Origin of the sequence: Pseudomonas sp. URMO17WK12:I11 (assembly GCF_007677725.1) — a bacterium.
GTDB lineage: Bacteria > Pseudomonadota > Gammaproteobacteria > Pseudomonadales > Pseudomonadaceae > Aquipseudomonas.
Genome location: NZ_VEDF01000005.1, coordinates 39,622 through 53,434, shown reverse-complemented (window position 1 = coordinate 53,434; position 13,813 = coordinate 39,622). Strand labels below are relative to the sequence as shown.

The window sequence follows — 13,813 nt, the reverse complement described above, 5'->3', positions numbered from 1 at the left end:
CGAGTCAGCGGGCGCGCCTGCTTATCGCTGCGTTGTGGGTTGAGTCACTAGGGCGAAGCACTTCGGCGCTTGTGCTGTAAATCGCCCCTTGTAGGAAATTTCCCAAACCATTGTAGGGATCATCTATTCGGCTATTTGCGCGGGGTATCGATGCGCCATTGCACCTTCGGCTCGGTTAAGGTGGGGCAATCGTCAATGCTAAATAACCAATGATGGATATCGCATGAATAAAGTCCTTATCGTGGATGATCATCCGGTCATACGCTTGGCCGTGCGCATGCTGATGGAGCGGCACGGGTACGATGTGGTGGCCGAGACCGACAACGGCATAGCGGCCTTGCAGCTTACGCGCGAGCACCATCCGGATATCGTGGTGCTCGACATTGGCATCCCCAAGCTAGACGGCTTGGAAGTCATCGCGCGCATGGCGGCGGCAAGTCCGGGGAGCCGCGTGCTGGTCCTCACCTCACAGGCCGCTGGGCATTTTTCCATGCGCTGCATGCAGGCCGGCGCTTCTGGCTATGTGTGCAAGCAGCAGGAACTCACCGAGCTGCTCAGCGCCATCAAGGCAGTGCTCTCAGGCTACAGCTACTTCCCTAACCAGGCCTTGCACAAGACACGGGGACGGGTGGGCGGTGCCAGCGAAACGGAGATGGTCGATCGTTTGTCGGCCCGAGAAATGATGGTGCTGCAGCAGCTTGCGCGCGGGCGCTCCAACAAGGAAATCGCCGACGCCATGTTTCTCAGCAACAAGACAGTCAGCACCTACAAAACCCGGCTGCTGCTGAAGCTCAACGCGCACTCGCTGGTCGATCTGGTCGAGTTGGCGCGACGGCATAACCTCAATTGAGATGGCCGCGCAGGCAGCCTCCTGCGCGCAGGCGACTGCGCGGCTACAGGTCGTAGTCGAAGTCGGCAAGTTGCCGTTGCAGTCGCCGCTCCTCGAGCAGGTTGTCGATGGTGCGACGCTTGCTCAGGTTGGTCTTCGCAGGCTCCACTTGCGGCTCTGCATCGTCCTCGACAGCTACGAAGTCATCTTCGATCGACAGGTCGTCTTTATCGTCACTCATGGGTCGCTCCAAGCCAAAGGGCTAATGGCCGTCCTTATAGCGAGAAAGCGAACGCGGGTAAAAAAGATTTTTTCAATCGAAACGCCGGCGTTTTTACTATCGGCTCAATCGTCACTGCTCTTGTGCTTGTACTCGCACAAATCTTCGATGCGGCAGCTGCCGCAGCGGGGTTTGCGTGCCTGGCACACATAGCGTCCATGCAGGATGAGCCAATGGTGGGCATCTAGCAGGTAATCTTTGGGTACAAACTTGATCAGCTTCTTTTCGACCTCCAGCACCGTCTTGCCCGGCGCGATACCGGTTCGGTTACTGACCCGAAAGATATGCGTGTCGACGGCCATGGTCGGTTGGCGAAAAGCGGTGTTGAGCACCACGTTGGCCGTTTTGCGCCCTACGCCCGGTAAGGCCTCCAGGTCTTCGCGGGTTTGCGGAACCACACCGTCGTGGCGCTCGATCAGCAAGCGGCAGGCTTCGATGACATTTTTGGCCTTGCTGTTATACAGGCCGATGGTCTTTATGTATTCGCTCAACCCTTCGACACCCAGCGCATAGATGGCCTGAGGGGTGTTGGCGACCGGAAACAGCCGCGCGGTGGCCTTGTTGACGCCGACATCGGTGGACTGCGCCGAGAGCGTCACCGCGACCAGTAACTCGAAAGGGGTGGTATAAGCCAATTCCGTTTTGGGGTCGGGATTGTCTTCGTGCAGCCTGCGAAAGATCTCCAGGCGTTTGGCGGCGTTCATCGGTCAATGCATTCCTTGACGACAGGGCAGGGCCGGTTGCAGATGGAGCTGCCCCGGCGCTGAGGCCGGGGCAGGGGGATTACTTGATACGCTGACCGGGCTTGGCGCCGCTGTCAGGGCTGAGCAAGTAGATCTCCTCGCCACCCGGGCCTGCTGCCATGACCATGCCCTCGGACACCCCGAAGCGCATCTTGCGCGGCTTGAGGTTGGCCACCATCATGGTCAACCGCCCTTCGAGCTTGGAAGGGTCCGGGTAGGCCGATTTGATCCCCGAGAACACATTGCGCCGCTCGTCGCCGATATCCAGCGTCAGCTGCAGCAGTTTGTCGGCGCCAGGCACAGCCTCGGCCTTGACGATCAGGGCAACGCGCAGGTCGACCGCATCGAAGGTGTCGAACTCGATTTGCGCGGCCAGCGGATCCTTGGCCAGCTCGCCGTTGCCGACCGGCGCTGGTGATTGAGCTTCGGCGGCCAGCAGGTCTTCCTTGCTGGCGGCCACCATGGCTTCGACCTTTGCAGGCTCGATGCGGCTCATCAGCGCCTTGAATGGATTGAGCATGTGGTTTTCCAGGCGCGTGCTGTGGTCGTTCCAGGTCAGCGGGGCGACGTTGAGGAAGGCCTCGGCATCGGCGGCGAGCACTGGCAGCACCGGCTTGAGGAAAATCACCAGCTGGCGGAACAGGTTGATGCCCTGGGCGCAGATGGCCTGCACTTCATCCTGCTTGCCTTCCTGCTTGGCCAGCGACCACGGCGCCTTGTCGGCGATCCAGGCATTGGCGCGATCGGCCAAGGCCATGATTTCGCGCATGGCACGGCCGAAGTCGCGGCCTTCATAGGCTTCGGCGATCGACGGGGCGGCGGCAATGAAGGCCTCGGTCAATTCGGGCGCGGCGTTGCCGGCGACCATGACGCCGTCGTTGCCTTTGTGGATGAAGCCGGCACAACGGCTGGCGATGTTCACCACTTTGCCGACCAGGTCGGAATTGACCTTCTGCACGAAATCTTCAAGGTTCAGGTCGAGATCATCGACGCCACGGCCAAGCTTGGCTGCGTAGTAATAACGCAGGTACTCGGGCTGCAGGTGGTCAAGGTAGGTGCGCGCCTTGATGAATGTACCGCGCGATTTGGACATCTTGGCGCCGTTGACCGTCAGGTAGCCGTGCACGTTCACCGCGGTCGGCTTGCGGAACCCTGCGCCTTCGAGCATGGCTGGCCAGAACAGCGCATGGAAGTTGACGATGTCCTTGCCGATGAAGTGGTACAGCTCGGTGGTCGAGCCCTCGTTCCAGAACGCATCGAAGTCCAGCTCCGGGCGACGTGCGCAGAGGTTCTTGAAGCTGGCCATGTAGCCGATCGGCGCATCCAGCCAGACATAGAAGTACTTGCCCGGCTCGCCTGGGATCTCGAAGCCGAAGTACGGCGCATCGCGCGAGATGTCCCACTCCTGCAGGCCGGCATCGAGCCATTCGGCCAGCTTGTTGGCTACCGCATCCTGCAGCGTGCCGCTGCGGGTCCACTGCTGCAGCATGGCCTGGAAGTCCGGCAGCTTGAAGAAGAAATGCTGGGAATCGCGCAGCACTGGCGTGGCGCCGGAGATCGCCGACTTGGGGTTCTTCAGCTCGGTCGGTGCGTAGGTCGCGCCGCACTTCTCGCAGTTGTCCCCGTACTGGTCTTCGGCCGCGCATTTGGGGCAGGTGCCCTTGATGAAGCGGTCGGCCAGGAACATGCCTTTTTCCGGGTCGAAGTACTGGGTCACAGAACGCGTGGCGATGTGCCCGGCGTCCCGCAGACGGGTGTAGATCAGGCTCGACAGTTCGCGGTTTTCTTCACTGTGGGTGGAATGGAAGTTGTCGAAGTCCACCAGGAAATCAGCGAAGTCAGCGCTGTGCTCGGCTTGCACATTGGCGATCAGTTGCTCGGGGCTAATGCCTTCTTTCTCGGCGCGCAGCATGATGGCCGAACCGTGGGCGTCGTCGGCGCAGACATAGATGCACTGGTTGCCACGCAGCTTCTGGAAGCGCACCCACATGTCGGTCTGGATGTACTCCAGCATATGGCCAAGGTGGATGGATCCATTGGCGTAGGGCAGGGCGCTGGTAACGAGAATCTGGCGTGGCTCGGACATGGTGGCTCGGCTACTTATAGGGCTCAGGTGAACATCAGGGTGATCGGCCACTATAAAGGCCCAGCGAAGATATTTCACCCCAAGCACGCATCTGCTGACGATTGACGGTTAGGATAGGTGCCTGTTTTGAACTCAGTTTGCCAATGGGAGTGTTCATGAGTGCCGTCACCCGTGCCGCCGTCGAAGGCGTGCTTCGCCAGTACACCGACCCTTATCTGAACCAGGACCCGGTCAGCGCCGGTTGTGTGCGCGCCATCGATATCCAGGGTGACCGGGTCGCCGTGCACCTGCAGTTAGGCTACGCCGCTGGGCTGTTCCGCAATGGCTGGGCGCAGGTGCTGCAGACGGCGATCGAAAACCTCGACGGTGTCGGTTCGGCCCAGGTGTCGATCGATTGCGTGGTCGCGGCGCACAAGGCCCAGGCCCAGGTGCCGAGCATGGCCAACGTCAAGAACATCATCGCCGTGGCTTCGGGCAAGGGCGGCGTCGGCAAATCGACCACCGCCGCCAACCTGGCGCTGGCACTGGCGCGCGAAGGCGCCCGGGTCGGCATCCTCGATGCCGATATCTACGGCCCCAGCCAGGGCGTGATGTTCGGTATCGCCGAAGGCACGCGCCCACAGATCCGCGAGCAGAAATGGTTCGTGCCGATCCAGGCCCATGGCGTGCAAGTGATGTCCATGGCCTTTCTGACCGACGACAACACGCCGATGGTCTGGCGTGGGCCGATGGTCTCCGGCGCGCTGCTGCAGCTGGTGACCCAGACTGCCTGGGATGACCTCGATTATCTGGTCATCGACATGCCGCCAGGCACCGGCGACATCCAGTTGACCCTGGCCCAGAAGGTCCCGGTGGTTGGCTCGGTGATCGTCACCACACCCCAGGACCTGGCCCTGCTCGATGCCAGAAAGGGCGTGGAAATGTTCCGCAAGGTCAACATTCCGGTGCTGGGCGTAGTGGAAAACATGGCCGTGCATATCTGCTCGAACTGCGGTCATGCCGAACACCTGTTCGGCGCAGGCGGGGGCGAGAAGCTGGCGGCCCAGTATGGGGTCGAGCTGCTGGCTTCGTTGCCGCTGTCGATGCTGATCCGCGAGCAGGCCGACAACGGCAAGCCGACGGCCATCGCCGAGCCTGAGAGCCAGATCGCCATGGTCTACCAGGAGTTGGCGCGCCAGGTCGGTGCGCGCATCGTCCAGCAGGAGGCGGCGGCACCCGCCATGCCCAGCATTACCGTCAGCGACGACTGACAGCTACCGCGCGCCGCTGGGCGGCGGGTCCGCCCGCTTGCCCAGTGGCTGGCCTGGTGCAATCACCAGGCATAAAAAAACCCGCCAGGAGGCGGGTTTTTTTGAAGCGAGGAAGCGAGATCGACTTAGGCGATCTGGACTTCTTCAGCCTGCATGCCTTTCTGGCCGCGGGTAGCGACGAAAGTAACAGCCTGGCCTTCTTTCAGGGTCTTGAAGCCGTCAGCTTGGATGGCTTTGAAATGCACGAACAGGTCGTCGCCCGACTGAGGGGTGATGAAGCCGTAGCCTTTCTCATCGTTGAACCACTTGACGGTACCGGATTGACGGTTGGACATTTTTCTGTCTCCTTGGACAAAGTTGATGGCGGCCAGGAAAAGCCCCAGCCGTGAACTGAGTGCAAAGGAGCAGAAGGAGTCTTGCAGATGGGCCGATGTGAATCGTGCATCAAACAGATCTTCGGTGTCGCGTGCAGCACAGTGGCGTCACCTTAACCCACTTTCACTGACCTGCCAATAACCGGTGAAAGGTTTGTCGAAATTCAGATCGGCGGATACTCCAGGCCGCAGCCGACGCGGGGTGTGGCTTGGAACTTTAACCCAGGCGCCGGGACCGGTAAGATGCACGCCTGGATTTTCCCCTCGCAACTCTTCAGGACACCCCGCCATGAGCATCAAATCGGACAAGTGGATTCGCCGCATGGCGCAGGAACACGGCATGATCGAGCCCTTCGTCGAGCGCCAGGTGCGCGGCGAGCACGACAGCCGGGTCATCTCTTTCGGCGTTTCCAGCTATGGCTACGACGTGCGCTGCGCCGATGAATTCAAGGTGTTCACCAACATCAACTCGGCCACCGTCGATCCGAAGAACTTCGACGCTGGCAGCTTCGTCGACATCAAGAGCGACGTTTGCATCATTCCACCGAACTCTTTCGCCCTGGCCCGCACCGTGGAGTACTTCCGGATTCCGCGCAATGTGCTGACCATCTGCCTGGGCAAGAGCACGTATGCCCGCTGCGGCATCATCGTCAACGTCACGCCCCTCGAGCCTGAGTGGGAAGGTCACGTGACGCTGGAGTTCTCCAATACCACGACGCTGCCCGCCAAGATTTACGCCAACGAGGGCGTGGCGCAGATGCTCTTCCTCGAGTCCGACGAAGAATGTGAAGTGTCGTACAAGGATCGTGGCGGCAAGTACCAGGGGCAACGCGGCGTTACCCTGCCGCGCACCTGATCCGACGAGCGCGGGGAATTAGTTTCCCGAACGGCACTCCAACACAGTGAACAGCGCCGACTCGCATGAAGCGAGACGGCCCTCGTCTGGAGGTGCCAATGAAACTCAACCCCACCATCAGTGAGAAGCTGGCCGTGCTGCAGCCCAATCAGATCGGTCTGTTGGCGTGGTCACTGCTGGCACAGCCCCTGCCGATGCAGCTTGGCGGCGTGCCAGGGCAGCCGGGGCCGGATACGCCGCAGCCGGGCGATCAGCCGCCGACCGAACCGGGTGAGCCGACCATTCCCGACGAGCCGCCTCCCTCACCTGTCGCTTGACGGCAGGGCCAGTGCCCAGACCTGCTCGGCGCCTGCGACGAATACGCGGGTGCTGTTGGCAGGCTCCACGTTCCAGCCACCGGTGAACTCGCCGAATGCCGGCAGCAGGCTGACCTGCTGATCCAGCAGGAAACAGGGCAAGCGCAGCCGTTGCCGTCCCCGACCGCGCAGCACGTAGACCGGATGCACATGGCCCGCCAGTACAGGAACGCCGGGGTGTGCCTCGGGTTCATGCTTGAGCGCGAACGGCGCCAGCAGCAGCGGCTCATCCACCACCTCGATGCCCAGTTCCGCAGGCGGATCGCCGGCGTGCTTGTCATGGTTGCCGCGTACCAGGATCACCTTCAGCCCTGGATGCCGATTTTTCCACGCCTGCAACGCGGCCAGCGTTGCAGGGGTCCGGGCCGTGCGGGCGTGCAGGAAATCGCCGAGCACGATCAGCTGTTCGCACGCATAGCGAAGCAGCAATTCATCCAGGCGTGCCAACGTCGCCGTGGTCGTGCCCCGTGGAACCGGCTGATGCAACGCGCGGTAGCTCGCAGCCTTGCCGATGTGGACGTCGGCGACCAGCAGCGCCCTGCGCGCTGGCCAGTAGATGGCTTTGTCGGGCAGCAGCCATAGGGTCTGGCCGCAGTGTTCGATACTCAAATGCACAGTCATGTCCGGTTCGCTGCTTTTTCCAGGTCTGCCACCATCCGCGCGATGCGGTCGGCCAGTTTTTCCGTGCTCAGGGTTTCGCGCATGCCCTCGACGAGCAAGGCGAAGGCCAGCGGCCCGGGCCGTTGCAGGACGCGCAGGTCCAGGCGCAACCCCTGCATTTTCAGCAGCTGCTGATGCAGCCGCTCGATCTCCAGCTCTTCACTCAGCACTTCGTCTCGCGCCTGCCCGAGCAGCAGGTTATCGGCATCGTGCTTGCGAAACACTTCATAAAAGAGGCCGCTGGACGCCTGAATCTGTCGGGTGCTTTTCTGCGCAGCCGGGTAGCCGCCAAACACCAGGCCGGCGATCTGCGCGATTTCGCGAAAGCGCCGCAAGGCCATTTCCCCGGCGTTGAGGCTGGCCAATACGTCTTCAAGCAAATCTTGCCCCGACAGTGCCTCTGGCAAGCAGCCTGCCCAGTCCACAGTGCTGGGGCTGAGCAGCTCGAAGCCGTAGTCGTTGACCGCGATCGATACCGACAGCGGTTGCACCCGGCTCACTCGCCAGGCGATCAGATTGGCCAGGCCAAGGTTGGCCATGCGCCCGGCAAACGGATACAAAAACAGGTGCGAGCCCTGGCGCGAGCTCATGGTTTCAGCGAGCAGGGTCGTGCGGGTGGGCAGCGCCGACCACTGTGCCTGCACCTCCAGCAGGGGCCGTACTGCCTGCAATTCCGGAGCCTGATAGCGGCCATGAGCGGCGCCATCGAGTTGTTCGACCAAAGCATCCGCCAGCTCGCTGGACAGCGGCATGCGCCCGCCATTCCAGCGCGCGACGGCAGCCTTGCGTGCGGTACTGCGGCGTACGTAGGCGGTCATGCCCTCGACCCGCACCAATTCCAGCACGCGACCTGCGAATACCAAGGTGTCGCCTGGACGCAGGCGGGCGATGAAGGCTTCTTCGACGCTGCCCAGGTGCTTGCCGCCGCCGCCTTTGCTCCAGTACTTGAGCTGCAGACTGGCCTCGCTGACGATGGTGCCGATGCCCATGCGGTGCCGCCTGGCCAAGCGCTCGCTGGCGACCCGCCAGAGGCCGTCCGGGTGCGCTTCGACCCGTTGGTAGTCCGGATAGGCGGTCAGGGAATAGCCACCATGATTGACGAAGTCCAGCGCCCATTGCCACTGGCTGTCGCGCAAGTCGCGAAAGGCCCAGGTGCTGCGCACTTCTTCGAGCAGTTGATCGGGCCGGAAACCGCTGCCCAGTGCCATGCTCACCAGATGCTGCACCAGCACGTCCATGCTCAGCCGCGGCGAGCGGCGGGCCTCGATGTGCCCGGCAGCCAACGCCGCTCGCGCTGCAGCAGCCTCAACCAGTTCCAGGCTATGGGTGGGCACCAGGGTGATGCGCGAGCGCCGCCCCGGCGCGTGGCCCGAACGACCGGCGCGTTGCATGAGCCGGGCAATGCCTTTGGCCGAGCCAATCTGCAAGACTCGCTCGACCGGCAGAAAGTCCACGCCAAGGTCCAGGCTCGAGGTGCAGATCACGGCTTTGAGAGTGCCTTGCTTGAGACTCTGCTCAACCCAGTCGCGGGTTGCCCTGGCCAGCGAGGCGTGGTGCAAGGCGATCAGCCCGGCCCACTCGGGACGGGCATCGAGCAGGGCCTGGTACCACAGCTCTGCTTGGGCGCGGGTATTGGTGAACACCAGGCTGCTGGTGCTGACATCGAGTTCATGGGCCACCTGATCGAGCATCTTCAGACCCATGTGCCCGGCCCAGGGAAAGCGTTCGATGGCCTTGGGCAGCAGCGTGTCGACCAGCAGTTGCTTGTCCTGGCGGCCCTTGACCAATTGGCCGCCTGTTGGCAGCAGCACGTCCAGGGCATGTGGCAGGTTGCCCAGCGTGGCCGACAGGCCCCAGGTCACCAGCGCCGGTTGCCAGCGGCGCAGGCGCGCCAGCGCCAATTGCAACTGCACCCCGCGTTTGTTGCCGAGCAGCTCGTGCCATTCATCCACTACCACCATGCGCAGGCTGGCGAAGTCTTCGGCCGCCTGGGCGCGGGTCAGCAGCAACGTGAGGCTTTCGGGGGTGGTGATCAGCACGCTGGGCAAGCGCCGCGCCTGGCGCGCCCGTTCGGCGCTGCCGGTGTCGCCGCTGCGTACACCCACGGTCCAGTTCAGGCCGAGTTCATCGACCGGTGCCTGCAAGGCCCGCGCGGTGTCGGCAGCCAGGGCGCGCATGGGCGTGATCCACAGCACCTGCAAGGGCGCCGGCTGGCGGGCGTTGGCGGTTTTGGCGAAGGCGCGCAAGGCTGCCAGCCACACTGCATAGGTTTTGCCTGCGCCGGTGCTGGCATGCAGCAGACCGGATTCGCCGCGCTCCACCGCTGCCCAGACCTGGCGCTGGAAGGCGAAAGGTTTCCAGCCGAGGGCGGCAAACCAGGCATTGGCAAGATCGGAGGGCATGCGTGGGCGCGGTCCTGAAGGGCTGTGTTCTACAGACCACCGGTCGCGCCCATTGGTTTTACTCGATCAGTTGGCCAGCAGGTAGCCGCTGCGACATACCTCGGTGCCGGCGACATGGGCGATGACCATGCCAGCGGTGGCCATGCGCCGCACACCGCGTGCATATAACAGGCCTGGCTGGCGATTGCGTACCTCGCCGACCTGATCGCTGAGCGGGTCGATGATTTCGGCGACCAACTGCCCGGCTTGCAAGTAGTCGCCGGGGCGTGCGTGATAGACCAGCAGGCCGCCCGAGCTGGCCACCAGCGGCTCGACAGCTGCCAGTGGGGTGGCCGCCCGCGGCAGGGGTGGCAGCGCAGGGCTGGGGCCGCTGATGGCACCGGCGTGGGTCAGGTAGCCGACGATGGCGTTGCAGTCTTTGCTCGCCAGTTCGTGGTTGACGTCGGCCTGACCGCGCAGTTCGATGGTTACGGCGACACTGCCCAGCGGGATGGGGAAGCGCTTGGCGAAGCGCTGCTGCAACTGCCACCAGACCAGGCTGAAGCACTCGTCGAACGACTGTCCGCCGCTGTCGGTGGCCAGCAGGCTGGCCTGCGCGCCCAGTAAGCGTGCCAGCGGCTCGACCTGGGGCCAGGCTTCCGGCGTGGTGTACAGGTGCTCGACCGCCTCGAAGTCACAGTGCAGGTCCAGGACCAGATCGGCATCGCAGGCCAGCCGTTGCAGGGCCAGGCGTTGCGACTGCAGGGGCGTGTGTGCCGGGTGTGCGGCCAGGCCACGGCGCAGGTGGTCGCGGATCAACGCCAGGTTATGGGCCGGATCCTGGGTCAGCAGGCCTTCGACCTGATCGCCGATGCTGTCGGACAAGTCGACGAAGTTGCGATTGAAGTTCTCACCGCTCTGCAGCTCGAAGCGGCCCAGCGGCGCGTCCAGCATGACCTGCTCCAGGCCTACGGGGTTGGCCACCGGCACCAGGACGATTTCGCGCTGCAGGCGCCCTTGTCGCTCCAGCTCGGCCAGACGCCGCTTGAGGTGCCAGGCCACCAGCATGCCAGGTAGTTCGTCCGCATGCAGCGACGCCTGAATGTACACCTTGGCGCCGCTCCGGGGGCCGAAGTGGAAGCTGTGCAATTGCCGGGTGACGCCCGGCACGGGGGAGAGCAAATCGTGAGTCGAGTGGTGCATGGTGGTCCTGGCTGCGTGACGAAAAACGGACTGCGACACGTGTCGGCCCACAGATAGAAGCATAGTTTGCCCGTTTTCGCCTGCTCTTCAGGCCAGCAGCGCCTGCAAGGTGGCCAGGTCGTCAGCCTCGTCCACAGGCTTGTCCAGACGCCAGCGCAGCATGCGCGGGAAGCGCACGGCAATACCGCTCTTGTGCCGTTTGGACAGCGCGATACCCTCGAAACCCAGCTCGAAGACCAAGGTTGGCGTGACACTGCGCACCGGCCCGAAGGTTTCCACGGTGGTCTTGCGCACGATCGCATCGACCTTGCGCATCTCGGCATCGCTCAGGCCCGAATAGGCTTTGGCGAATGGGACCAAGGCCCGATCGGGCGTGCCGGGGGGCGCATTCCACACGGCGAAGGTGTAGTCGCTGTACAGGCTGGCCCGGCGGCCATGACCGCGCTGCGCGTAGATCAGCACGGCATCGACACTGAACGGGTCGATCTTCCATTTCCACCACAGGCCCATGTCCTTGGTGCGGCCCACGCCGTACAGCGCCTCGCGTTGCTTGAGCATCAACCCCTCGACGCCCAGGTTGCGCGACTGTTCACGCTGTTCGGCCAAGGCCTCCCAGCTGTCACCCTCCAACAGCGGCGATAGCAACAAGGGGGCCAGGGGATGCGCCTGCACCAGCCGCTCCAGCTGCGCGCGGCGTTCATGCTGGGCACGGTTGCGCCAATCCTCGCCTTGCCACTCCAGCAAGTCGTAGGCCTGCAGCACCACCGGGGCATCGGCCAGGACCTTCTTGCCGAGGGTCTTGCGGCCGATGCGTTGCTGCAGCAGGGCGAACGGCTGAACGGCGGGCTTGGCGGCATCGGCGCCGGGCTTCCAGACCAGGATCTCGCCATCGATCACTACGCCGTCGGGCAGGCTTTCGGCCATGCCGTGCAGTTCGGGAAAGCGATCGGTCACCAGCTCCTCGCCACGGGACCAGATCCACAGCTGACCCTCGCGCTTGACCACCTGGGCGCGGATGCCATCCCATTTCCATTCGATCTGCCAATTGCTGGGCGGGCCCAGCAAGGTATCGAATTGCTCGGTCGGTGCTTGCAGGGCGTGGGCGAGAAAGAATGGGTAGGGCTGGCCACCGCGCTGGCTGTGCTCGTCCGCCGACTCCTCGGCAATCAGCTTCTGATAGCTGGCGGCTGTCGGCCGGTGGCTGATGTCGGTGTAGCCGACCAGCCGTTGCGCCACACGTTTGGCGTCCAGCTCCGCCAGTTGCGCCAGGGCGCGGGTGACCAGCAACTTGGACACGCCAACGCGGAAGCTGCCGGTGATCAGTTTCAAGCACAGCATCAGGCTGGGGCGATCCAGTTGCGCCCAGAGCTGGGGCAAGCGTTGCTGGATCTCCTCGGCCGGCAGCCCACGCAGTGGCAGCAGGTGCACCTCGACCCAATGCGCCAGGCCCTCGTCGCTGGCATGCGCCGATTCCGGCAGCAGCAGGGAGATGGCCTCGGCCAGGTCGCCGACGGCCTGATAGCTTTCCTCGAACAACCATTCCGGCAAGCCCGCCATCGCTGTGGCCAGCTCGCGCAGTACGCGGGTCGGGACCAACTGGCGCGGGCGGCCGCCGGCGAGGAAGTACACCGCCCAGGCCGCGTCGGCCGCCGGCGCGCTGGCGAAGTAGTCGCGCAAGGCTTGCAGCTTGGCGTTGCTCGAGGTGGTGGCGTCCAGGCGCAGGTAGAGCTGGGCAAAGGCTTTCATGCGTCGGCCTGCGTTGAGTGAGTGTCGTCTTCGTCGCCATATTCGGTGACGAAGGCGCGGGCATCCAGGCCCAGTTCGGTGAGGTAGCGCACCAGCACGTTGACCGAGCCATGGGTCACCATCACCCGCTGTGCTTCAGTCTCTCGGATGGCCCACAGCAGGCCTGGCCAGTCGGCATGGTCGGACAGCACGAAACCGCGATCGACACCGCGCCGGCGCCGCGTGCCGCGCAGCAACATCCAGCCGCTGGCGAAGGCATCGCTGTAATCGCCGAAACGGCGCATCCAGCTGCTGCCGCCAGCGGACGGCGGCGCCAGGACCAGGGCCTGGCGCATGAGCGGGTCGTTGCGCGCTACATCGCCGGCATAGCGGGTTTGCGGCAAGTACACGCCGCCTTCGCGGTATACCCGGTTCAGTGGCTCGACGGCGCCATGGACCAGGATCGGGCCGATGTCCGGGTCCAGACCATGCAGGATGCGCTGAGCTTTGCCGAAGGCGTAGCAGAACAGCACGCTGGCCTTGCCCTGGTCACGGTTGCTGCGCCACCACTGGTTGATCCCGGCGAAGATCTCGGCCTGGCTCGGCCAGCGGTAGATCGGCAAGCCGAAGGTCGATTCGGTGATGAAGGTATGGCAGCGCACCGGCTCGAAGGCGGCGCAGGTGCCATCGGGTTCGACCTTGTAGTCGCCGGACGCGACCCAGACCTCACCTTGATATTCCAGGCGCACCTGCGCCGAGCCCAGCACATGACCGGCCGGGTGCAGGCTCAAGGTGACGCCGTGGTGCTGGATGCGTTCGCCATAGGCCAAGGTCTGCAGGTCGATGTCCTGGCCCAGGCGACTGCGCAGGATGCCGGCGCCGGGGGCGGCGGTGAGGTAATGGCGATTACCGGTACGGGCATGGTCGCCGTGACCATGGGTGATCACGGCGCGGTCGACCGGGCGCCAAGGGTCGATGTAGAAGTCGCCGGGTGGGCAGTACAGGCCTTCGGGTCGGGCGATCACAAGGTCCATGGCGGTGCCTGTGCTGGTCGGGATTACCAGTTAGGA

13 protein-coding genes are annotated in these 13,813 nt (G+C 63.7%); 4 read left to right on the top strand and 9 right to left on the bottom strand.

What is annotated here, in order from left to right; genetic code table 11:
• Positions 1 to 223: 223 nt before the first annotated feature.
• Positions 224 to 850, top strand: a complete 627-nt coding sequence (locus tag FS665_RS11335; RefSeq protein ID WP_145187804.1) for a response regulator transcription factor — start codon at positions 224 to 226, stop codon at positions 848 to 850.
• Positions 851 to 893: 43 nt separating this feature from the next.
• Here FS665_RS11335 and FS665_RS23410 read toward each other — a convergent pair whose 3' ends face one another.
• From FS665_RS23410 to metG, 3 genes are all read right to left on the bottom strand, one after another.
• Positions 894 to 1,070 (bottom strand): PA3496 family putative envelope integrity protein, encoded by a 177-nt coding sequence (locus tag FS665_RS23410; protein WP_178108329.1) that lies wholly within the window; start codon positions 1,068 to 1,070, stop codon positions 894 to 896.
• Positions 1,071 to 1,174: 104 nt separating this feature from the next.
• Positions 1,175 to 1,813 (bottom strand): endonuclease III, encoded by a 639-nt coding sequence (gene nth / locus FS665_RS11330; RefSeq protein WP_145187802.1) that lies wholly within the window; start codon positions 1,811 to 1,813, stop codon positions 1,175 to 1,177.
• 79 nt (positions 1,814 to 1,892) lie between these two features.
• Positions 1,893 to 3,938 (bottom strand): methionine--tRNA ligase, encoded by a 2,046-nt coding sequence (metG, locus tag FS665_RS11325; RefSeq protein WP_145187799.1) that lies wholly within the window; start codon positions 3,936 to 3,938, stop codon positions 1,893 to 1,895.
• A gap of 155 nt (positions 3,939 to 4,093) precedes the next feature.
• Here metG and apbC point away from each other — a divergent pair, with 155 nt between their 5' ends.
• Positions 4,094 to 5,188, top strand: a complete 1,095-nt coding sequence (gene apbC, locus FS665_RS11320) for an iron-sulfur cluster carrier protein ApbC (RefSeq protein ID WP_145187796.1) — start codon at positions 4,094 to 4,096, stop codon at positions 5,186 to 5,188.
• Positions 5,189 to 5,313: 125 nt separating this feature from the next.
• Here the strand turns inward: apbC and FS665_RS11315 are convergent, their stop codons facing one another.
• Positions 5,314 to 5,523 (bottom strand): cold-shock protein, encoded by a 210-nt coding sequence (locus FS665_RS11315; protein ID WP_016488765.1) that lies wholly within the window; start codon positions 5,521 to 5,523, stop codon positions 5,314 to 5,316.
• Positions 5,524 to 5,851: 328 nt separating this feature from the next.
• On the opposite strand from FS665_RS11315, the gene dcd reads away from it, so the two are divergent.
• Positions 5,852 to 6,418, top strand: coding sequence for a dCTP deaminase (gene dcd / locus FS665_RS11310; protein WP_145187793.1), 567 nt, complete (start codon positions 5,852 to 5,854; stop codon positions 6,416 to 6,418).
• 98 nt (positions 6,419 to 6,516) lie between these two features.
• Positions 6,517 to 6,735 (top strand): hypothetical protein, encoded by a 219-nt coding sequence (locus FS665_RS11305; protein WP_145187791.1) that lies wholly within the window; start codon positions 6,517 to 6,519, stop codon positions 6,733 to 6,735.
• Here the strand turns inward: FS665_RS11305 and pdeM are convergent.
• From pdeM to FS665_RS11280, 5 genes are all read right to left on the bottom strand, one after another.
• The gene (pdeM, locus tag FS665_RS11300; RefSeq protein WP_145187788.1) at positions 6,721 to 7,395 is read right to left on the bottom strand and encodes a ligase-associated DNA damage response endonuclease PdeM; all 675 of its coding nucleotides are present in this window, start codon (positions 7,393 to 7,395) and stop codon (positions 6,721 to 6,723) included. The genes FS665_RS11305 and pdeM overlap by 15 nt on opposite strands.
• Entirely contained in the window at positions 7,392 to 9,836 is a 2,445-nt protein-coding gene (locus FS665_RS11295) for a ligase-associated DNA damage response DEXH box helicase (RefSeq protein WP_145187785.1), read from the bottom strand. The genes pdeM and FS665_RS11295 overlap by 4 nt, the downstream gene beginning before the upstream one ends.
• 66 nt (positions 9,837 to 9,902) lie before the next feature.
• On the bottom strand, positions 9,903 to 11,018 hold the full coding sequence (locus tag FS665_RS11290) for a succinylglutamate desuccinylase/aspartoacylase family protein (RefSeq protein WP_145187782.1): 1,116 nt from the start codon (positions 11,016 to 11,018) through the stop codon (positions 9,903 to 9,905).
• Between the two features lie 87 nt (positions 11,019 to 11,105).
• Positions 11,106 to 12,764 (bottom strand): ATP-dependent DNA ligase, encoded by a 1,659-nt coding sequence (locus FS665_RS11285; protein ID WP_145187779.1) that lies wholly within the window; start codon positions 12,762 to 12,764, stop codon positions 11,106 to 11,108.
• Positions 12,761 to 13,777, bottom strand: a complete 1,017-nt coding sequence (locus FS665_RS11280; RefSeq protein WP_145187776.1) for a ligase-associated DNA damage response exonuclease — start codon at positions 13,775 to 13,777, stop codon at positions 12,761 to 12,763. Before FS665_RS11280 ends, FS665_RS11285 begins: the two co-directional genes overlap by 4 nt.
• Positions 13,778 to 13,813 lie beyond the last annotated feature (36 nt).

Excerpts from the sequence above, each read along its gene's own strand:
- pdeM (WP_145187788.1), bottom strand. The coding sequence starts at position 7,395 with ATGACTGTGCATTTGAGTATCGAACACTGCGGCCAGACCCTATGGCTG.
- FS665_RS11280 (WP_145187776.1), bottom strand. The coding sequence starts at position 13,777 with ATGGACCTTGTGATCGCCCGACCCGAAGGCCTGTACTGCCCACCCGGC.
- FS665_RS11315 (WP_016488765.1), bottom strand. The coding sequence starts at position 5,523 with ATGTCCAACCGTCAATCCGGTACCGTCAAGTGGTTCAACGATGAGAAA.
- FS665_RS23410 (WP_178108329.1), bottom strand. The coding sequence starts at position 1,070 with ATGAGTGACGATAAAGACGACCTGTCGATCGAAGATGACTTCGTAGCT.
- apbC (WP_145187796.1), top strand. The coding sequence starts at position 4,094 with ATGAGTGCCGTCACCCGTGCCGCCGTCGAAGGCGTGCTTCGCCAGTAC.
- FS665_RS11335 (WP_145187804.1), top strand. The coding sequence starts at position 224 with ATGAATAAAGTCCTTATCGTGGATGATCATCCGGTCATACGCTTGGCC.
- metG (WP_145187799.1), bottom strand. The coding sequence starts at position 3,938 with ATGTCCGAGCCACGCCAGATTCTCGTTACCAGCGCCCTGCCCTACGCC.
- FS665_RS11295 (WP_145187785.1), bottom strand. The coding sequence starts at position 9,836 with ATGCCCTCCGATCTTGCCAATGCCTGGTTTGCCGCCCTCGGCTGGAAA.
- FS665_RS11305 (WP_145187791.1), top strand. The coding sequence starts at position 6,517 with ATGAAACTCAACCCCACCATCAGTGAGAAGCTGGCCGTGCTGCAGCCC.
- FS665_RS11285 (WP_145187779.1), bottom strand. The coding sequence starts at position 12,764 with ATGAAAGCCTTTGCCCAGCTCTACCTGCGCCTGGACGCCACCACCTCG.
- nth (WP_145187802.1), bottom strand. The coding sequence starts at position 1,813 with ATGAACGCCGCCAAACGCCTGGAGATCTTTCGCAGGCTGCACGAAGAC.
- dcd (WP_145187793.1), top strand. The coding sequence starts at position 5,852 with ATGAGCATCAAATCGGACAAGTGGATTCGCCGCATGGCGCAGGAACAC.
- FS665_RS11290 (WP_145187782.1), bottom strand. The coding sequence starts at position 11,018 with ATGCACCACTCGACTCACGATTTGCTCTCCCCCGTGCCGGGCGTCACC.